The sequence below is a fragment of the Paenibacillus sp. BJ-4 genome (assembly GCF_020404765.1).
Lineage (GTDB): Bacteria > Bacillota > Bacilli > Paenibacillales > Paenibacillaceae > Paenibacillus.
The window spans coordinates 25242-45329 of record NZ_JAIVEM010000107.1; the positions used below are offsets into that span (position 1 = coordinate 25242).

Annotated in this window: 17 protein-coding genes; 7 read left to right on the forward strand and 10 right to left on the reverse strand. The window is 44.2% G+C overall.

Annotated elements, in window-relative coordinates:
• The first annotated feature begins 135 nt into the window (after positions 1–135).
• The 3 genes from LCF57_RS17915 (at position 136) to LCF57_RS17925 (ending at position 1894) form a co-directional block, all read left to right on the forward strand.
• Positions 136–801 carry a cupin domain-containing protein gene (locus LCF57_RS17915; RefSeq protein WP_226001914.1) on the forward strand — a complete coding sequence of 222 codons (666 nt, stop codon included), beginning with the start codon at positions 136–138 and terminating at the stop codon, positions 799–801.
• Between the two features lie 113 nt (positions 802–914).
• Positions 915–1142, forward strand: coding sequence for a hypothetical protein (locus tag LCF57_RS17920; RefSeq protein WP_025715604.1), 228 nt, complete (start codon positions 915–917; stop codon positions 1140–1142).
• Between the two features lie 485 nt (positions 1143–1627).
• Positions 1628–1894, forward strand: a complete 267-nt coding sequence (locus LCF57_RS17925; protein WP_226001915.1) for a YuzF family protein — start codon at positions 1628–1630, stop codon at positions 1892–1894.
• Between the two features lie 68 nt (positions 1895–1962).
• On the opposite strand, the gene LCF57_RS17930 is transcribed toward LCF57_RS17925, so the two are convergent.
• Positions 1963–3513, reverse strand: coding sequence for a GH25 family lysozyme (locus LCF57_RS17930; RefSeq protein WP_226001916.1), 1551 nt, complete (start codon positions 3511–3513; stop codon positions 1963–1965).
• Positions 3514–3777: 264 nt separating this feature from the next.
• On the reverse strand, positions 3778–4803 hold the full coding sequence (locus LCF57_RS17935; protein WP_226001917.1) for a YeiH family protein: 1026 nt from the start codon (positions 4801–4803) through the stop codon (positions 3778–3780).
• A gap of 118 nt (positions 4804–4921) precedes the next feature.
• On the opposite strand from LCF57_RS17935, the gene LCF57_RS17940 reads away from it, so the two are divergent.
• Positions 4922–5809, forward strand: a complete 888-nt coding sequence (locus LCF57_RS17940; RefSeq protein ID WP_226001918.1) for a LysR family transcriptional regulator — start codon at positions 4922–4924, stop codon at positions 5807–5809.
• Positions 5810–5980: 171 nt separating this feature from the next.
• Here the strand turns inward: LCF57_RS17940 and LCF57_RS17945 are convergent, their stop codons facing one another.
• From LCF57_RS17945 to LCF57_RS17975, 7 genes are all read right to left on the reverse strand, one after another.
• The gene (locus LCF57_RS17945; protein WP_226001919.1) at positions 5981–7555 is read right to left on the reverse strand and encodes a glycoside hydrolase family 43 protein; all 1575 of its coding nucleotides are present in this window, start codon (positions 7553–7555) and stop codon (positions 5981–5983) included.
• Positions 7552–8526 (reverse strand): pectinesterase family protein, encoded by a 975-nt coding sequence (locus tag LCF57_RS17950; RefSeq protein ID WP_226001920.1) that lies wholly within the window; start codon positions 8524–8526, stop codon positions 7552–7554. Before LCF57_RS17950 ends, LCF57_RS17945 begins: the two co-directional genes overlap by 4 nt.
• A 25-nt stretch (positions 8527–8551) precedes the next feature.
• Positions 8552–9436 (reverse strand): dienelactone hydrolase family protein, encoded by an 885-nt coding sequence (locus LCF57_RS17955; RefSeq protein ID WP_226001921.1) that lies wholly within the window; start codon positions 9434–9436, stop codon positions 8552–8554.
• 25 nt (positions 9437–9461) lie between these two features.
• Positions 9462–10823: a glycoside hydrolase family 28 protein gene (locus LCF57_RS17960; protein ID WP_226001922.1), complete on the reverse strand. Its 1362-nt coding sequence runs from the start codon at positions 10821–10823 to the stop codon at positions 9462–9464.
• Between the two features lie 186 nt (positions 10824–11009).
• The gene (locus LCF57_RS17965; RefSeq protein WP_226001923.1) at positions 11010–12530 is read right to left on the reverse strand and encodes an extracellular solute-binding protein; all 1521 of its coding nucleotides are present in this window, start codon (positions 12528–12530) and stop codon (positions 11010–11012) included.
• A gap of 28 nt (positions 12531–12558) precedes the next feature.
• Positions 12559–13182 (reverse strand): YesL family protein, encoded by a 624-nt coding sequence (locus LCF57_RS17970; protein ID WP_318840711.1) that lies wholly within the window; start codon positions 13180–13182, stop codon positions 12559–12561.
• 21 nt (positions 13183–13203) lie between these two features.
• On the reverse strand, positions 13204–14169 hold the full coding sequence (locus tag LCF57_RS17975; protein WP_318840712.1) for a sugar ABC transporter permease: 966 nt from the start codon (positions 14167–14169) through the stop codon (positions 13204–13206).
• Between the two features lie 269 nt (positions 14170–14438).
• Here LCF57_RS17975 and LCF57_RS17980 point away from each other — a divergent pair, with 269 nt between their 5' ends.
• Positions 14439–15323, forward strand: coding sequence for a carbohydrate ABC transporter permease (locus LCF57_RS17980; RefSeq protein WP_226001925.1), 885 nt, complete (start codon positions 14439–14441; stop codon positions 15321–15323).
• A 29-nt stretch (positions 15324–15352) separates the two neighbouring features.
• On the opposite strand, the gene LCF57_RS17985 is transcribed toward LCF57_RS17980, so the two are convergent.
• Positions 15353–17614, reverse strand: a complete 2262-nt coding sequence (locus tag LCF57_RS17985) for a helix-turn-helix domain-containing protein (RefSeq protein WP_226001926.1) — start codon at positions 17612–17614, stop codon at positions 15353–15355.
• Between the two features lie 165 nt (positions 17615–17779).
• Between LCF57_RS17985 and LCF57_RS17990 the strand changes: the two genes are divergently transcribed.
• Positions 17780–19276, forward strand: coding sequence for a GDSL-type esterase/lipase family protein (locus LCF57_RS17990; protein ID WP_226001927.1), 1497 nt, complete (start codon positions 17780–17782; stop codon positions 19274–19276).
• Positions 19277–19495: 219 nt separating this feature from the next.
• Positions 19496–19858, forward strand: coding sequence for a hypothetical protein (locus LCF57_RS17995; protein ID WP_226001928.1), 363 nt, complete (start codon positions 19496–19498; stop codon positions 19856–19858).
• The last annotated feature ends 230 nt before the right edge of the window (positions 19859–20088 follow it).

The following is a 20088-nucleotide window of genomic DNA, read 5'->3' on the forward strand; positions in this document are numbered from 1 at the left end:
ACGTGACTTTTTCCGCTATTTTTCGTCTTCCGCTCGCCCAAAACCCAAATCTGTCCATGCACACATTCATAGGCGAATACATAGGGTAGCGTACGATTATCAAAATTGGAATAACAGAAAGGCAGGAAACGGCACGTGAATGGATATGTGGATTACGCCTCTCCCTCCGTACAATTTACCTATGATTTAAGCGACAATGTTTTGTTTCAAAAGGATGCTCAAAACTCGATTAACGAGCTTTCAATCAAGCAGCTGAATACGTTGGTAAATGTATCGCTGCTAGACATCCGTCTCAGTACGGCTAACGTGGTAGAACCCCATTACCATCAAAATGTTACAGAATTGGTATACTGCATCTCTGGAGCAGTAACGGTATCGCTGATTAATCCGTTTACCAGCGAGTTACGACATTTCCCGATAACACCTGGTCAGGTGGCTAACGTCCCTCAAGGATGGTGGCATTATCTTGTTGCTACGATGGACAACACTCATTTACTGTCGATTTTTAATGCCCCCATCCCTGAATTCATTCTCGGCTCTGACGTCTTGCGCTTAACGCCAAGTAATATTCTGGCTCATACGTACGGTCTGAATGAGAATAAAATTCAAGAGACGCTCAGCCCAATTAAAAAACCCGTCCTCATCGGCCCTCCCAAGGATTCCAAGCATCAGCCGCTTCGAAAACCAGGCATACATGTAAGACTTGCCGATACTCCAACACATCATCAGGCCACCCCTGAAAGAAGCTACGCATATACAAGCGGGTACCCCGGTTTTTCCTTTAATCCCTATCAGGACTAGGCTTAACCCTGATCAGACCCTAAGTTCGATTGAATGTCCCTTTCCTGTATGTTCGCCGTTACCATTAGACCCTTATTCTCATAAAATGCGAATGTACAAGAGGGGGTGATTGAATGGACGCGTACTACAACTGCTTGAAATGTATGAACAAAAAGGTGCGTATTCTGACCATAGACGGAAAGCAGTACGAAGGAACTATTACGGATGTCGATCGCAATAACGTGTACTTAAGAACAGAACGAAATGGTCGTGTACAAACGTCTGCCTTTTATCCTTACGGATATGGTGATCAAATCTTAACTTTGAGCCTGTTCACCCTGCTCGCGATTGCTTTAATTTAATCCTTAATCCGTGTCATGTCCAGCCTGCACATGCCAATACACCTCATATGACAGCTACCCAGCCCGGCCAGATTATGTTAGGGCTTGTATGCTGCTATTTGAGGTGTTTTATCATACAAGCCAATCAAACTCATTTTTCAAAATGATTAAACCCCTCACCGGTATATACCGATGAGGGGTTTAATCTACTCAATTCAATTTAAACCCAAAAAGACTTGGTGATGATGACCAGCAGAATGAACAGTACAAGAATTGCCCCTGTTGATGTCCAAACTCCTGGGTATCCTGGACCGCCGCCTCTTTCACATTCACTCATGGATAAATTCCTCCTTCATTTCAAGGTACACCATAGCTTATGTAGCGAGTTTTCCTATGGACCGGGCTTTTTGGCAATGTTATGAATCTTTCCGTTGATAGACATTAGCCTACACCCTTCCTGGGCAGGAGCATAAGATATCACATCTAATCTTGAAGGAGTGAAGCAATTGAATTCGAATCAAGCGCTCAGTTATAGCACCAATCAACCTTTTCCCCACCATTTTACCCATCACCGTGTGGTTGTACACTCTGTAGATCCATACGTAGTAGAAACATTAAAATCGGTGATCGGCAAGTACGTTGTGCTTGAGACAACACGTGGCAGAATTGACGGATGCGTAGTGGATTGTAAGCCCGACCATGTCATTTTAGATGTATATGGAAAGAAATTTTTTGTTCGTATCTGCGAAATCGTATGGATTATGCCCGGCTAAAAGATCAGACAACAAAAATCCTCGCAGATCCTATCCAGATTCGCGAGGATTTATCGTGTTGTGTCGTGCTAATTTAGCTCTCCCGCCAGTGAAGAGCGCAGTTCATCGATCGTTCCGTTATATTCGTCCAAATCCACTGCGCCATTGATACCCGGAACACTGCCTGTGCTGCTGTATTGCCAAGCCCACCAGCTATTCCAGGCTGGAACTGCAGTCGGCTTTTGTGTAGTGCTATATCTGGCTACCCACAGTTTATACATAGAAAACGTAGGGTCAAACTTGGAAGCAAAAACATTGCCTGTATAGACGATCGGCTGACGACCGGTAAGCTTCTCCATTTCATCCAAAAAGGCATGAGCCACTTCACTAATTTGTGCTGAAGTAAGTCCCTTGGGGTTATTTTCATAGTCCAGCACAGGAGGCAAATCCAGCCTTCCTCCTGCTGAATCTATAGCCCTGGCAAAATTAGCAGCTTCCTGACGAGCCCCATCCGTAGTAGTCGCGTTCAAAAAGTGATAAGCACCAACCAATATATTGGCATCTCTGGCTCCCTGAACATTCACTAAAAATTGATTATCTTGATATTTTGTCCCTTCCGTTGCTTTAATGAAGGCAAAAGTCTTACCTGCCGCCGCCACTTGCTGCCAATCGATATTGCCATTATAGTGGGAAACGTCAATTCCCTGAGCATGACCGTTGGAAGCAATGGTAGGTTCAGTAGGCGAAATAGCTGTAACAGGCTCCGTAGGTACTGCCTCATCTGATTTCTGATCTAACGCTATGACAACCTTACCGTCGTCTTCATTTAGTACATGATAGGGTGTACTGTTATTTAGATCTACTACAATACGTACTGAAGCGGGATTTGTACTAAATGCAGAGTATCTGACTTGTGAAACATTAGGATCATCTGTAACTGGAAAAGCTCCTTGTCCACCTTTGTCAAAAGATTGCGATGATACAAAATCCTCAGAAAATTTTGAATCAGGTATGTCTACAACAATACGGTCTGCGTGAGTCAACGTAGCTACTTTGGGGCTTACTTTTCCATTCACCGCAATGGTTAATTGATGATTAGTGAAGCTAATTTGGCTGATAGCTGCACGTGCACTCTCTTCTACATCAGTGACAGTCTGAGTGGCAGAATTTCCGTGGGAAGACTCGCTATTCCCGCTTAAGGTTGCTGGAGTAGTCAGGACCACTGTTTTAAGCTCACTATTCCAGGTCACATTAATTCCCGTCTGCTCAGATACAAAGCGAATCGGAACATAGGTCGTCCCTCCTGTAAGCAATGGAGCTACTGCTAATCCCATTTGGTGTCCGTTAACAGAGGCAATGGGATTGTCGACCTGAAGACTGAGATTTTGATCCTTATTTTGATTCTGTATCGTTACGGTACTTGTCTTGGACTCCCAATTGACCTTATAACCTAACTCCTCCACAATGAGACGAAGTGGGACCAACACATTCCCTTTTACTTCTTGGACCTGAACTCCCTTTGCAGCACTGATGTCTTTACCGTCCAACTGGATATGTGAGCTTGAAGATGCAGCGTGACTCTCTACTGGAAATACGAGTAGAAATAAAAACAAAAAAGCAAACCAACGAATGTTCTTCATATGTACCCTACCATTCTCTAAATTTTCGCTTGTTGTCTTGGAATCTATGATCTTGGAATCTACGATCTCAAAACCTTTTATTTTGATAGACGCGAACAATATGTAGAAGTTACGATTAGTTTAGCACATATTTCAAACTTACTCATTCACTGTACAAAAAAAACTCTGCCAGCTATGGGGTCAGTCCTTATACAGCAAGCAGAGTTCTTTGGGGTTTTTACTGACTTTTTTTAGCACATACAAACAATGTTTATTTCTCTTAATTTACACTGTTAAAAAGGTTAAACCTACAAGCATGACCGAAGTGATAGACAGCACCAGTAAGGGAAGCAGCGCTTTCTCCCGCAAAGCCTTAAAGCTTACATTCAGCCCCATGCCTACCATAGCCATCGTTAGCATAAATGTAGTAGCTTGGGAAATTTCGTTCATCAGTCTGGAAGGAACTACAATATATTTTCCCAAAACATAACTGCCCAAAATACTTGTAGCGATAAAGCCAATGAGGAACCACGGGAACTCCACTTTTGCATCTGGGCGAAGCTTCCCACTGCGTTTCATCCAGTACATTAAAATAAAGCTGAGCGGTATTAGTAAAAAGACACGCCCCAATTTAGCCAATAGGCCCATCGCAAGAGCATCCTGTCCGGCAGGCGCCGCAGCTAAGGCCACATGTGCAATTTCATGCAGACTGCTTCCCGACCAAATTCCGTATTGCATATCCGTCAAAGGAATCCAGGGGCGAAGCACTGTAAATAAAATGGCAAACACCGTGCCAACCAAGGCGATTAATCCAACTCCAATGGCCGTATCCTCATCTTTGGCTTTCAGCAGGGGAGACACGGCCGCAATGGCTGCTGCACCACAAACCCCTGTCCCAATCCCCAGAAGAAGCGATAGCGAAGCATCTGCCTTGAAACGTTTGGCCAGCCCAATCGTAAACAAGATAGAAAATACAACAATACCTACATCACGCAAAAGCAAACCCAGGCCTTGATGAATGACTACATCCATATTAAGCTTTAGCCCATAAAGCACAATAGCTCCTCGCAGCAATTTTTTAGCCGAAAACTCAACCCCTGGGCGTACAGCTTCAGGATACCCGCACAACTGCCGGTACAGGACAGCGAGAAACATGGCGCATGCCAATGGGCCAACATAATGAAAGCCTGGCAATTCGTTCAGAGCGTATCCTGCCAATGCGAATATCATCGTTAGCACAATGCCCAGTACACATGAGGTCCATCGCCCCCTGTTTGATGATAATTTGATGTATTTTGTATGACTACTCATGGTGACTCCCTCCCATTCTGTATGTATCCAGCTTAATCCGTTTTTTGCCATAAGAAAAATAAATCATTATAATAATTATGATAAGTAAAAATATATGATCGGTTTGGAGGAATGGGCTTTGGATCAATCTTTAATCGTATTTGTAACGGTCGCGGACAAACAAAACTTCACACGAGCTGCTAAAACATTGCACATGACTCAGCCTGCTGTAAGCCAGTATATTCAAAACCTGGAGCGTACCGTAGGAGCCCGGCTTTTGGAGCGAAGCAACAAATATGTGCGCTTAACCAAAGCCGGTGAAATTGTGTATCACCATGCCCAGGAGATTATCCGCTTGAACGCCCGAATGCAGTATTTGGTGGACGAGCTGATGAATACGGCACAAGGGAACCTGTCAATTGGCGCAAGCTATACGTATGGCGAATACGTGCTGCCGCATGTGATTGGCAAAATAAGAGTACAATATCCGCTCATTCAGCCTTCTATTACGATTGGCAACACCCAAGAAATCGAAAGAATGGTTATCCGTAATCAACTGGATGTAGGGATTATTGAAGGGGAGTTTCAGCATGATCATTTATATATTGAATCATTTGCTGATGATGAAATGTATATCGTCGCTCCACCAAATCACCGTTTGGCTGACAAACCTCAAGTGGATTTAAGTGAGCTGCAAGAAGACATCTGGATTCTGCGCGAAGAAGGCTCTGGAACCCGGGAAGCAGTTGAAAAGATGTTTGGACGATTTCAGTTCTCCCCTTCTCATATGATGGATTTTGGCAGCACGCAGATCATCAAGGAGTCTGTAGAAGCAGGCCTAGGGATTTCGTTACTGTCCCGATGGGTCATTCAGAAGGAACTTACTTTAGGTACATTAAAAATATTAGATATCCGTAATCTTCCGGTTATTAGAAAATTTTCTTTTCTGACCCCTGCTGCGGTATTTGAGACCAAAGCGACCAGCGTATTTTTGGAGATTTTGCGAGGGGGTAGCGTGAAAAGGTAAAACTCAGAGGCAATAAAAAAAGCACCGACCAGGTGCTTTAACAGGAGGCTTAAACAGGAGGCTTTAACAAATAAGGCGCTTTGAATTGAGATGCTTTAACAATCTAAGCACTTTAACAAGTTGAATTTCGGGATCATGTGAATTATACATCATCATATTCATATGGTTGTTTTATGAGGAGAGATGATCTTTTCCACGATAGAGGAAATGGGAGAAATCGGCGTAGCTGCCTTGAAATTGTTGCATATCATGGGCGGCAATACCTACAAAGTTTCCGGTAAATCCACCGGATAAAAAGCTAATATCCTGCATTTTAAAAAGTCGCTTCCAGGTGGGTTCCTCCCCGATTCCATAATAAAATTGTGCGTGGGCGGCATAGACTTCTACAGCCAAATGTACAGGAAGATCATCCTGAAGCTTAATCACTTGCGGAATTAACGTAAATGAATTAGCTTCACATCGCATCATGCGCAGCACCTTTCCTAGCCCTTCTTCATAGCTAACATATGCATACAAATAATCCTCTTCATTGAGATACAGCAAAAGCCCTGCCATTTGCAAATAGCTTGCAGGCTGATACTCCAGTGCTGTTTCTACCCGAAAACGATGATCCGTTTGCCGAATGGCAAGCACGTGATGCTGAAACAGACTTTGAATCGATTCTCCAGCCCGAATTCGAAGATAGCCGGGACGCTGGCTTAGCGAACACCAGCTATCGTCTGCCAGTATACGCAATGTATTCCACGTTTTATCTAAAGCAGGTCCCTCGAAAACATCTTCAAATATATAGCCTTGCTCTTGCTTGACTGAGCATGTCCCTTTAGGTGCAGGCACCTCCAGTTGAGGTGTATGGCCCCCAGCAGTTAATCGCAGCCAGCCTTCATCATTCCAGTACACCTGCTGCAAGGCTGTTTCCCGCCCTAAAATGGCATACTTCCCTTCCACAGGACGTGTACACAAATGCGCCATGTACCATTCGCCGTCCGGCGTATGTACAAGACTGCCATGCCCTGCACATTGTAAAGGAAACTGAGGCTGATCGCGTGACGTAAGCATCGGGTTATGCGGGTCCACTTCATACGGCCCGGCTATCTGCTTCGAGCGTGCTACGGTAACCGCATGTCCCGTACCCGTTCCGCCCTCTGCTGTAATAAGGTAATAATATCCGTTGTGTTTGTAGATATGAGGCGCTTCTGTTTTCTTCAAAGGAGTACAATCAAAAATTTTAACAGGCTCGCCAATGAGTCGTTGTTGTTTGCTATCATATTCCTGCATGACAATCCCCGAAGATTTATTGCTTTCCAACATACGGTAATCCCACAACGCATTCAACAGCCATTTGCATCCGTCCTCGTCGTGAAATAAAGACGGATCAAATCCACTGCTGTTAAGATAAACCGGGTCTGACCACGGTCCCTGGATCGTAGGTGCCGTCATCACAAAATTATGAACGTCCTTGAACGGACGCTTGGTGCTTTTCACATCCGTATAGAGCAGATAAAAAAGGTTATCCGCGTAACTCAGCTGCGGCGCCCAAATGCTACAATTTTTCGGGTTTCCTCTTAAATCAACCTGATCGGTCAAAATATCCGTACAATGCTCCCAATGGGCCAAATCTTTGGATTGATACACCCGTACGCCAGGCAACCACTCAAACGATGACACCACAATATAGTAAGTATCCAGGGCGTGTGTAATACACGGATCGGGATTAAAGCCTTTTAATATGGGATTTTGGATCATCATTGAGACATCACTTCTCCTTGCTTCCAAAATGCAATTCCAGCAAACACCTGCTCTTTACCCCAAGCCTCTGTTTCCGCTTCAAAACAATCCGCCCACGGAACGCGCTGGCTGCGCAGCAAAGCAACATCGGGTACACCGTATTCCTGATAACAAACGGTTTTCTCATTCGCAGCATTATCCCAATTGTCCCAGCCACGTGGATCAATATGCTCGCCCATTTTACTATCGACAAATACCGTCTTGGCATATTCACGCCACGGACGTCCCAAAAATACCGGAGTAATGTCCGGCTCTGCGGTTAAATAGCAACGGTTGAATACATAGCCATACGCTTGCCCTTGCGGTGTAGAGGCGGCTGTGACGTAGCTCGTTGCGTTCTCATGATGGCGCAAACTGCGAATTTCACAATCCTCAAAATAAGCGGTAGCCCCGCCAAAAATAAAGTCTACTGTACCCTCAATATAACAATGCTGATAGAGCTGGCGATAATGCGCGTGATGCTCTTTCAGAGGGATTCCGCCAAACTTTAATCGCTCCTTCGGAGCCGGAGGCAGGGGACCTGTAAATAACGTATCCTGATGCCCCTTAAAGGTACAGTTTCTAAACACAGTTTTATCACAATGAGCATACACGGCAACGGCCTGCCCAATGGCTTCCCCCTGTCCAGCCGTGTTGGAAATTGTGAGATTTTCCAAGATCAGATGGCTGCCGCCCAAAAATAAAGTGGGTGTCGCAAAGGTCCCTATCTCCTCGCCTGCTTTATCCCGCTCCTTGGCATACCGATGCATGCGAATGTCGACCTGCCCGATACCTATGATATGTAGATATGAACGGTAAATCCGTACCTCTTCCTCATAGGTACCCGATAAAATAGTTAGCGTTTCCATTTCGTTGGAAGACGATTGCTCCAATACAGCAATCGCCTCCTGAATCGTATGGAAATCACAAAAGGATTCTTTCCCTACCAGCATGGTTTACCCAATCCTTTCATTCGGTTTACAAGTGCTCAGCTAAAAATGACTGCCACGCCGTTCGCATTTCCAACGTCTCCATATGTCCACCGCCCGCAATCACAGGCTGCCAATGCTCCGGGTGACCTACTTCCCGGTAAGCTTCCAGCAGTCCTTTTGCCAAATGCTCGACCCCTTCAATCGGACACATCCGATCATTTTGGCCTGTTATGCTCATACGTGGACGAGGGACAATCCGTTTTTGAATATCCAGGGTCGTAAAATGCTTTAACAACCCGGGGACATAGGAATAGAAGCCATGATGATCCAAGCCTCTTTTGGCGATCAACGTATGGGCATCGACCTGTCCGCAAATATCAACAGTGACCTGTACCCGATCATCCAGGGCAGCCAACCACCAAGCCATGAGGCCACCCATCGACATGCCGATCGTTGCGATTCGGGAAGCATCAATGTCCTCACGCTGACACATATAATCCAATAAGCGACGGTTATCGTAAAGCATCATGCCCCACAGCACCTGCCCCTGCCAGAGCATCTCCTTTACCAGTTCACTCTCGGTTTTCCCCCCGCGTTCATTAAATCCCCACATGTCAATACAGCACACGCAATACCCCATGTCTGTCAGGGTTGTGGCAAACGAGGGCTGCTGCAAATAAGAGCTGCTCTGGATCAATTCCTTGCGACCGTTCGTATAATCGCCCCCATGAGAATGGTTGAAAATGACCAATGGAAACGGACCGTTCCCTTGTAAGGGGGTGGCTACATAAGCGGGTACAGGCTCAATTCCGTTCAAATCCAGCAGGAGACATTCCAGTCGATATCCCTCCCGCTCCTCTTGGTTCAGCAGAGTTGCTGTCACAGGACGATCTTCCGGAAGATCTCCTAACAATACTTGCAGCCTATCCACGTTCCTGCCTCCCCTCAGTTCCTCTCTAATTCAAAATATTTTGACTAGAAGGCTCCACTGTTACTTGTTCTATCAGCTTTTCTGGCTGGGCTGTGTTCTTGGAATGACAACGATTGATTTCAACGTCTTCCCCATTTTCAATGTAGAAGGCAGGACCTTCATGATTCTCAATCGTCACCTGCTGGAAACGGATATCTTTCACATTTCCTAGGTAAAAGCCACGGTTATTCATATCCTCAATCCCTGTCATCATGGCAGGACGGCCGGGAATCGCATTTTTCGCCATGGAAATATCTATATTGGAAAATGTAATTTCAGAAATGTATTGCTCTGCAAGTCCGTATAGGAACCCAGCAGCCGCATGAACCTGACGTGCCGTAATATCGGAAAAATGGATTCGTCTAAAGCACGGAGTTTCATCGGTAACCGGATAGGGATTTTTGTCCCAGACATATTTGTCCTTGCCCCGAGGTCCGCAGAAATAATACAGGTTTAGAACAAATGGACAAATGACCTCTTCCATCACAATGTTGCTAACGCGAATATCCTCGATGATTCCGCCGCGTCCCCGTCTGGATTTCAAACGTATGCCCCGATCTGTTTGCTTGAACACACAATTGCTGATCGTAACATTACGGATATCTCCGCTCATTTCGCTTCCTAAGACGACGCCACCATGTCCATGCACCATCGTACAATTGGTAATTGTAATATTTTCGCAAGGAATCCGCTCCTGCGTATCTTCGGTGCCTGCTTTGATCGCAATACAATCATCGCCCACATCGATATTGCAGTTGCTGATACGAACATTGGAACAGGATTCAGGATTAATGCCATCGGTATTCGGGGAGTCCGCCGGGTTAAGAATGGATAAATTGTCAATCGTCACGTTGTAGCAAGCGATGGGATTGACAGTCCAGCTGGGGGAATTTTTCATCATGACATCTTTAATAGTGACCCGCTGGCAACGGTCAAAGCTGATTAATTTCGGTCTCGGATACTGTAGCTCCCCAGGATGGTTTCGATGCTTTTCCCACCACGGTTGACCATTCCCATCCAGAGTGCCGCTGCCTGTAACTGAAATGTTCTCAAGGTTCTGCCCGTATATACACGAAGCATGTACTTCTCGCTGAACGCCTTCCCATCTGGATTCCACCACAGGATAATCAGCCAGATTTGTACTGAAGGACAAAATTGCACCAGGGCTTAAATGCAGTTCAATATTGCTTTTAAGAAAGATAGCCCCTGTTTGATATGTACCTGAGGGAATAACAACCGTTCCTCCCCCGGCATTGCTGGCCGCTTCAATTGCATTCGCAATCGCTTCCGTGGCCAACGTCGTACCATCCTGTGGGGCTCCATAATCTACAATGTTATATGCTTGCATTTCATCCTCTCCTGTCTTCATTTTTTGTGAATACGAAAATGATTTATAGACTTGACTTGAAAATACACTGGAAAACGGAGTAGGCGGAATGGTGCTGAACAAGCGTCAGCGGTCGACAGCGATGGTAAGCACCTCCGCCTGTGTAGTGGCAATTCATGTACACTGATGTTCAACCTAAACCTATCCTTATTTTTTCGATTTCTTGTACGCCTCCTCATATTCAGCCGTAATCCGTGACCCACCGGATTTTTTCCAGTTTTCTACGGCTGCTTTAAATCCGGCTTCATCAAGCTCACCCATAATAAATTTGAAGGAGGCGTCGGTAATGATTTTCTCCAGCTCGGTTCCTTGCTCATTAGCCGTGACTGAATCCAGAGGCACTGTCGGGTCCAGAACAGCAAATTTATTATTTTCTCGGACTAATTCATTAGCCAGCTCTTTTTCGGGATTGGCATCTTTTAAGTTATAAGTCACTTCACTTGGTCTGGAGCTTGAAAACGGCTGAACATCCGCTTGCCACAAATCTGTATTCATAATTTTGAAGGCTCCGTCTTTTTCGATTTTATAATGAGTACCTTCAATACCACCGGTCATGTACATGTATACATCTTTGTCAATTAAATCATCTACAAATTGCAGCAGTCTTTTCAATTCAGCTTCCGTCTTTACTTCGGATTTAGGAAATGCCAGCAAACCACCTACCCCGCTTCCCTCAGACCATACGTGGTATTTGCCATCTCCATTTGAAATCTTGTTAACCGGTACCAGCTTCAACCCTTTTTGTAAGCCTTGGGACAAGGTTCTGAGATTAGAGATATCAATCATGCCTGTATAAATTCCTGCTTTACCTTGAGCAAATTGTTGCTGCTGGTCCGTTTTGGCGGTTACCGCAAAGTCTTTAGAGAGATACCCGTTTTTGTATAGTTTTTGGGAATACTTTAAGGTCTCCATATATTGAGGAGTATCAAACTCTGGCGTAAACTTTCCGCTTTCATCTACTTTCCAGCCATTAGGCGTACCAAAGTAGGAACTTAAAGTTTTGAAGCTGCTGTAGCGCAGATCCGATCTGTCAACAAACCCGGTCGTATCATTTTTGCCATTCCCATCTGGATCATCTTCTGTAAACGCTCTCGCAACTTCATACAGCTCATCCAGTGTCGTTGGCACCTTCAGACCTAAGCGATCCAGCCAATCCTGACGAATGACCAGACCCGCCCGAGCCAGATTCTTCTGGAACGGAACACCATACAGCACCCCTTCAATGGAAGCAGCCTCCCGCACTTCAGGTGGGATCTTTTTTAAATTTTCATAATCATCTAAATACTTTCCTACATCCCAGAATAGTCCTGATTTCAATGAACTACGCACTGAAGAATTTGTCATCATCGTCAGCGTCACCATATCAGCCAATTCACCCGAAGCTAGTGCCGTGGTGATTCTCTCTTCTTTGGAAGCATCCGGCACCCAGTTAAAGGTGATTTTGGAATTGGTGTATTCTTCGATTTTACTTTTGATCGTTTCAGTAGGCGGCGAAGCTGTATGCAATACGTTTAACCAGGTAAATTCCAGTTTGGATTTCGGATCATAGGTTTGGCTACTCTGATCCTCTGCCCCCTTGTCACCGCAAGCAGCTAAAAAAACACTCATGACCATAAGTCCGGCAAGAAGGCCCGATACTCCCTTTTTCATCGTGATCCCTTTTTTCATCGTGTTTGCTCCTTTTCTGTTTATATATTTATGCCATATCTTCCTCTTTTACCAGAACCTCTCGCTCTATTTTGCTGAATACCTGATGTGTCATCCACATCACGAGATAGCCGAGGATACTCGCCCCGGCAAAAGTCAGAATTCCCGGGTACAAGCCTAAAATCAATGCAAACAGCACGACAATGGCTACAAAAAGAACAAGCGTATATTGTAAATACGAAAATCCAATCACAATTGACATTTTGATTTTCAGTTTGATCCCTTTCCAATCATAGTGAGCCAGCAGCGGAAAAATGTAGGCCAAAGAGATCAGATACAAAAAGGCTCCAATAAGCGTCACTACACGAACATACCAGGACGAGACATTGACGATATCCACGTAAAGCACATAGCCCATGAGGCTGTAGAGTCCGCCAATAATCGCTGCTTCTTTAAAGCTTTCTCTAAAGTAACGTACAAACGTCGAGAAAATGGGCACATCCTCATTGCCCCGAATCCATTGCCGTAAAACACTAAGCATAGCGACGGTTGCAGGTCCCACACCTATAAAGCCCAAGCCCAGGATTGTCGCAACCGTCCATAGCAGGTTAAGGTAAACCAGCCGAAGCAGACGCATGCACCATTTGTTCATGTTTTCTACAAACCGTACCATTTTGCATCCTTCCCGTCGTCATTAGTAAACGCCGTCTTCACCAAATTTCTTAGCAAGTCGATTGGAGAACATAATCAGGATTAACCCTACGACTCCTTTAAAAAGCCCTACCGTTGTACTGAAACTTAGTTGTCCATTCTTTAAGCCCGCAGTATAAATATAGGTATCAAAGATTTCCGCAACCTCACGGTTCAATGAGTTCAATAGCAGATACATATGCTCAAAGCCCAAATCCAGCGTACTGCCGATTTTCAAAATGAGCAGTGTAATAATAACCGGGCGGATTGCAGGTAAGGTAACATGCCATGTTTTTCGCAAGCGTCCTGCGCCATCCATCTCTGCTGCCTCGTACAGTTGCGTATCTACCACGGTGATTGCGGATAAATAAATGATGGTAGACCAGCCTAGTTCCTTCCAGATGACTTGCCCCATATAGACGGTTCGCAGCCACTCCGGAGAAGTTAAGAAGCTGATTTTCTCACCGCCCAGTGCGGCAATCATTTCATTCAGTACCCCGCCGTCCACCGTAAGAAATACATAAGAAATCGAAACGATAATAACCCATGACATAAAGTGCGGGATGTAGATGATGGTTTGAATAATGTTTTTAAAAAACAGCTTCCTGACCTCATTCAGCATCAATGCCAAAATGATAGGTAATGGGAAAAAGATTACAATGTTTAGTGCAAATAAAATGAGCGTATTACGTAACAGCATAAAAAACGTAGGCTCGGTAAATAAACGGATAAAATGCTTCATGCCTACCCACGGACTACCCGTGATTCCCTGAAAGGCTTGATAATCCTGAAACGCAATGACCAAGCCCCCCATGGGGAAGTACTTAAAAATAATGAAGTACACCAGTCCGGGTAAAACCATCAGATATAGCAGCTTGTGTTTTTGCATTCGTAAAAGGCTTTCCGGCGTTCTTTTGTTCTTTTTCATTTTCACCTTCATGTTAGATGCGGGGACACTTGAAACTTTCATTCATTCGACCTCCTTCAAACGTTCCTGTATACGTTTTCAAGAGTACGTGATTTTTAGCATTCCGCATATAATCATCAAATGATAGCGTTTACAAAAATATACGCACAGCCTACTTTTTAGCCTTTTGACCTTAGCTAATGATTACTACATAACCTAATGATTACCCTCTTTTCCCCATGCTTAGGGAACACCTCAAAATTTGATTATATACGGAATTTCTTCCTCTTGATAAGGTTGACATGTAAACGATTACGAGGAGGTCAACCGCATTGGCGCAAAAACTACGAAAAAAAGAATCGCTGGGCAGTCGTATTTTCAACATTGTAAATAGTACATTATTGATTCTCATTGCCCTCACTTGTCTCTTGCCTTTTTTGAATATCATCGCCAGCTCTTTTGCCTCAACCGAAGAAGTGATATCCAAGAAATTCATTCTTTTCCCAGTTACCTTTTCCTTAGACGCCTATCGCTATATCCTGTCGACTCCAACCATTTTTAGAGGTCTCGGGGTTTCGGTCGGAGTAACGATCGTCGGTACAGTTGTAAGTATGATATTTACCGCTTTTATGGCCTATGGATTATCTCGAAAATATTTACTTGGCCGCAGTACCATTAATTTCATTGTTGTATTTTCGATGCTGTTTAGTGGGGGAATGATTCCGACATTCCTGGTTGTCAAAAGCATGGGGCTCATCAATTCGTATTGGTCCTTGATTCTTCCCGTAGCCATTAATGCGTTTAACCTGATTATCATGCGTAACTTTTTTCAGGCTTTGCCGGATGATTTGGAGGAATCGGCCAAGATGGACGGGTGTAACGATTTTGGGATCTTCTTTAAAATTATGCTGCCGCTAGCCCTGCCTTCGATTGCAACCATTTCTCTTTTCTATGCGGTAGCCTACTGGAATACGTATATGCACGCAATTCTCTATATCAATGATTCTGCAAAATGGCCGATTCAAGTCTTACTGCGTCAAATTGTAATCGTTTCTAGTGGTATGCAGGCAGAAGGAACTGCTGTAGATGTCATCCCGCCTGCGCAGACGATTAAGATGGCGGTTATTGTCATTGCAACCGTTCCAATGTTAATCGTGTATCCCTTTGTACAAAAGCACTTTGTCAAAGGGGCTTTGCTAGGGGCGGTTAAAGGGTAAGCTGTCCCCTTATTGCTCTGAAGTTCAGGTCAATCGGCTTGCTTCATCTTCCGATAAGCTCCGGGTGTAACCTGTTCCTTCTTTCGAAACGAGCGAATAAAGTTTTGCGAATTATGATATTGCAATCGTTCGGCGATTTCTTTAATCGTCATATCTGTCTCAACGAGCCACTTCTTGCCCATTTGCAAACGGTAGCCCATCAGATATTCGCTGAACGTCGTTCCGTATTCCTTTTTGAAGATACTGCTTAAATAATTCGGATTGTAATGAAGCCGATCACCAATAAGTTCTAATGATAATTCCTGGTCATATTCAGCACGGATAATAGCGGCAATTTTTTCCGAGAGACAGCGGAATTGCTGGTTCGTCTTCTCCTTCATGCTTTTTACCATGGGGAAAATAACTTGCTCTACCAGCATACGTTCAATCTCTTCCGGGTTTCGGATGTCCAGCAAGCGATGGTATAGGGCATGATTGTCTTGCGTCAGCAACACTTCGATCCCCAACAGCTGTTCCAATTGGATGAGGTTATTCACAAACCGCACCAGCAGCACCTCAAAGTTCATGGAATGATTGTTCTTTGTCATTATTTCCGCTAATAAGGAATGGACCGTATGAGATACCTGCTCTTCATCCCCTATTCGGATAGCATCAAACAGTTGCGATTCCAATTCAGTAGGATAATGAAGCAGCACCGGACCTGAAATGACCATGGAAATATCTTCGTAAAAAATAATCGACTCTTTACCTAAATTTAAACGATGATGTAAGGCTTGCTTGCTCATCTCACAGGCTTCTTTACTTTCCAATAAGTTACTATACGCTGTACTAATGCCTATGCTGATGGATACATTCAAATACTCTTTTACGGTTTGAATCAAAAGAGTCGCGTCATCCAGTACCTGCTTTCTTATTTCATGCTCGTTCTTGTCTGTCCATATTAAAATGGTAGCCTGGGTACCATCATTCAAAATGATGGGCAGCATACGCTGCTGCTCTGGAATTGTTTCTTCTACGATTTTGTTAATGGCCAGCAGTAACACATCTTTATCTGATGGCTCCCGATCTCCCAGATTGTCCAGTTGGATCAACATCGTAATATACATTTGATTCTCAAGCTGTGAATAGCCGAGGCGAGGCATTTTTCGTGCCAACTCCTCTTCGGAAATACGCTTGCGGAACAGGTTGAGAATCAATTGGGTTTCAAGCTGGGGCATTTCAGACTGGATGAGGCTTTCCAAGCTTTCCTTCTCTGTAACAATGGTGTCGATGGAATCAATGATCCATTCAATTTCATTTTTGGAAGTCTCATTTTTGAACGTAAAATTAGGGCTTTTAGGCAGACTGCGTTTAATCTGCTGGAATGGCTTGGTAAAGTAAACAGCAATGAAATACGCCACTACTACAATTAAAAGCGTTAGCACAAGTCCCATCATGATGATCCCAAATTTGGTCGTTTGAAATGCATTCGCAATTTCATTTTTATCTAATACCGTTAAGTAAGTCCAATTGTTATATGCAGATTTGGCATAAATGACTTGGCGTGCAGGCTGATGCTTTGTTTTCTCCAATGTCAGCATGCCTGTGTTGTCTGATTTTGCTGTAACTTCTGAAATGTGCTGAAGCTGCTGGGTAGACAATAAGCGGGTAGCAGGCTCAGTTTCGTACATTAAATCGCCTTGGTTATTCAAAATAAAAACAGGCATATGATCCTCTGTTTGAATGGTACGCCTTAACGTCTGCAACGAAATATCTGACAGAGCAATGGCCTGCTTCTTTTGGGAAAATACAGGTAATGTATTAACAAAACGGATTCCTTTATCTGTTTTAATCCAGAATAGTCCCTTATCGTGCTGGTCGATATAAGTATCAATCAGCTTTTCCCGTTCCGTTTTTGTCAAATAGGACAAGCTGCCATTGGAAATTTTCCAATTCTGGTCCAGACTGATCAGTGAATATTCCGTCCCTTCCAATCCCATTGTGGCAATATAATTGAGCTGCGTATTCACATTCCGATACGCTATAAAATCTTTTTCCGTAATGGGATGTTTCACAACTTCATCAAACGAGCTGGTCGTGCTGTACGTATTAAAAGCATATTCAATCGTTTGAATCTTCTGCTCCAGACTGTTTCTGATCTGTGCCATGTAGCTTTGCTTGGTATTGGAAACTCTCTCCACAACGGAGCTAATTGTTGTAAAATAGATGTAGCTGCCGAAGCTGGCCACCAGTCCTATTCCAAAAACCAGAATCGTAATAAAAATGGTGTAGAACATTCTGCCTTTTTTCATTGCGCTCCCCCTTTGGTTCTTTGCATTACACCAAAATTATAGCGCTTTCATAATGAGGTTTAAATCATTTTTTTCACGTGTGCATTTATTTTTTACATCCGTATCATTCCAATTTAAGTCGATTTTTTTGTTCGCGGCAGTTAAAAAGAAATTTGGAGGTACATTATGTTACATGTTGTTAGTCATAAAGAACAGATTGTAAAAGATGAATTTCCAGCAGACACGTCATTTCTCTCCCTCTATCCAGTTGCAGTTCAGGAAGCTCGTCCCTTTATATTGGTATTGCCTGGCGGCGGCTATGAGCATTTGGCCTCACATGAAGGAGAGCCTATAGCTCGATGGTTGAATGATTTAGGCATCCATGCAGGAGTACTGGAGTATCAAGTCGGCGATTTTGAGATCCCCTCCTTGTTGGAGGATGTGGAGCATGCCCTGCAATGGGTACGTCAAACCCCAAAGGAATGGGCTGTGATTTCTGAACAGGTGGGGCTTATCGGCTTTTCCGCAGGCGGGCATTTGGCCTCCATCGTTGCCACCACAGGAAATGAGAAACCAAATCTTCTGCTGCTGGGATATCCCGTCATTTCGTTTTATGACCCTTATACACATATCGGAAGCCGTACACATTTTTTAGGTGAACAGCCGACACAGGAGCAGCTTCAAGCCTACTCATCCGATCAGCAAGTGACTTCACAGACACCTCCAACTTTTATGTGGACTACAGCTAATGACGCCACCGTTCCGGTAGAAAACAGCCTCTTGTTTGCTTCCGCATTGTCCAAACAAGGTATTCCATTTGAACTGCATATATTCGAGGAAGGACGACACGGTTTAGGGCTGGCAGAGGACAACCGTGAATGCCGACAATGGATCGATCTGGCCGAAGCCTGGCTTCAAAAAAATCGTTATGTTCAGGTAAAACAGCAACTGCCCATCCGGCTGTTTATCGCCGGAGACTCGACTGCAGCTCAAAAGGGGGCTACCGAAAAACCGATGACAGGCTGGGGCGAACACCTGCAAAGCTACTTGGACCCATCTGTTCATGTGGACAATCGCGCAGTTAATGGGCGCAGCACCAAATCCTTTATAGCAGAAGATAGGCTAGCTGATATTGAAAAGGATCTTCAAGCTGGCGATTATCTGTTTATTCAATTTGGACATAACGATGAGAAAAAAGAAGATCCCACTCGTTATACCGATCCTGACGGGGAGTATCGTCAAAACCTCATTCAATGCATCGAGTCTGCTCGGAAGCGTGGCGGGTTTCCTGTGCTGTTGACCTCTGTAAGCCGCCGCCGCTTTACCGCAGACGGTGAACCTGATCCGCTGGCTGTGGGAGCCTATCCTGCAGCTATGAGACGAGTAGCGGAGCAAACCCATACACCCCTACTCGATATTTTTGAAGCTTCTCAGCAGCTTTATCGTTCCATGGGTGAAGAAGAATCCCAGCAGCTTTTTATGCATTTGCCTGAAAAAGTGCATCCGAATTATCCCGCCGGTGTAACGGATAATACTCATTTTTCCGACGAAGGAGCAAGACAGATCGCCAAGCTAGTAGCGGAGGCCATTGGTCAATGTACGGAACTGTCTGCATTAAAACAACGTATGGTGGGATGGAATCAAGACAACGGTGAAAAGCCTATACACGAGCTTGTAAACTGATATCCAGAACAAGCAGATCCAAAATATGAAAGGGGACTCGGGGCGGATAACTCTGACGTCCGTTTTCTTTCATCGATATATTTTAATTTTTTATCATCATATAGGACTTTTGTATCATTTTATTGTATTATTTTGACAACATTTGTCAAATAAAGTGAAATTAATAATTTTACATGGTATATTTTAGGAGCTAGTATAACATTTCAGGAGGTTTTTTTTATGAATACTAAGAAAATCATATTAACAACAGCAATGTCTTTGGGACTGATTGGTAGTATTATCGTCCCTAATGCTTCCGCAGCAGTAAGCAGTACATATAGCCATATTCAAAGCGTAGGTCCTTCTCCAGAAATTACGCCAATTGTAGAAGTTAACGGAGTATACTACAGAACTGCAAAGCTGCCAAGAAATTATTCCTATGCGCTATCAAGTTACCCAGGGGATACTTATAAAGTAGCAAGCGGAAATGTCACAGTCTCCGCTTCCGGTGTGGTAACAACCACCACTGCAACGAACGCAAGAGTCGAAATTTACAACGGCAGCGGTAAATTGAGAATGGTTTACACTGTTAAGGTACTCTAAGATTAAATAAGGGCATTAAGAAGCACTGTTCGTTTACTACGGCAGTGCTTCTTTTTGAACTAAAAAGGAAGACTCGGGTGAGGGTGACCCCCTCGGCTAAATACCAGTCACGTCCTACTTTACATCTACACTAAATTCAAACAGCCCTACAGAAATACTTCCCATTAATGTAGACGAAACCACCAAACTCTTCTATGATGAAAACGGAGCGTAAAAACACGGCTCGGTTG

Excerpts from the sequence above, each read along its gene's own strand:
- LCF57_RS17930 (WP_226001916.1), bottom strand. The coding sequence starts at position 3,513 with ATGAAGAACATTCGTTGGTTTGCTTTTTTGTTTTTATTTCTACTCGTA.
- LCF57_RS17970 (WP_318840711.1), bottom strand. The coding sequence starts at position 13,182 with ATGGTACGGTTTGTAGAAAACATGAACAAATGGTGCATGCGTCTGCTT.
- LCF57_RS17995 (WP_226001928.1), top strand. The coding sequence starts at position 19,496 with ATGAATACTAAGAAAATCATATTAACAACAGCAATGTCTTTGGGACTG.
- LCF57_RS17945 (WP_226001919.1), bottom strand. The coding sequence starts at position 7,555 with ATGATGATCCAAAATCCCATATTAAAAGGCTTTAATCCCGATCCGTGT.
- LCF57_RS17960 (WP_226001922.1), bottom strand. The coding sequence starts at position 10,823 with ATGCAAGCATATAACATTGTAGATTATGGAGCCCCACAGGATGGTACG.
- LCF57_RS17975 (WP_318840712.1), bottom strand. The coding sequence starts at position 14,169 with ATGAAAGTTTCAAGTGTCCCCGCATCTAACATGAAGGTGAAAATGAAA.
- LCF57_RS17990 (WP_226001927.1), top strand. The coding sequence starts at position 17,780 with ATGTTACATGTTGTTAGTCATAAAGAACAGATTGTAAAAGATGAATTT.
- LCF57_RS17935 (WP_226001917.1), bottom strand. The coding sequence starts at position 4,803 with ATGAGTAGTCATACAAAATACATCAAATTATCATCAAACAGGGGGCGA.
- LCF57_RS17985 (WP_226001926.1), bottom strand. The coding sequence starts at position 17,614 with ATGAAAAAAGGCAGAATGTTCTACACCATTTTTATTACGATTCTGGTT.
- LCF57_RS17965 (WP_226001923.1), bottom strand. The coding sequence starts at position 12,530 with ATGAAAAAAGGGATCACGATGAAAAAGGGAGTATCGGGCCTTCTTGCC.
- LCF57_RS17920 (WP_025715604.1), top strand. The coding sequence starts at position 915 with ATGGACGCGTACTACAACTGCTTGAAATGTATGAACAAAAAGGTGCGT.
- LCF57_RS17950 (WP_226001920.1), bottom strand. The coding sequence starts at position 8,526 with ATGCTGGTAGGGAAAGAATCCTTTTGTGATTTCCATACGATTCAGGAG.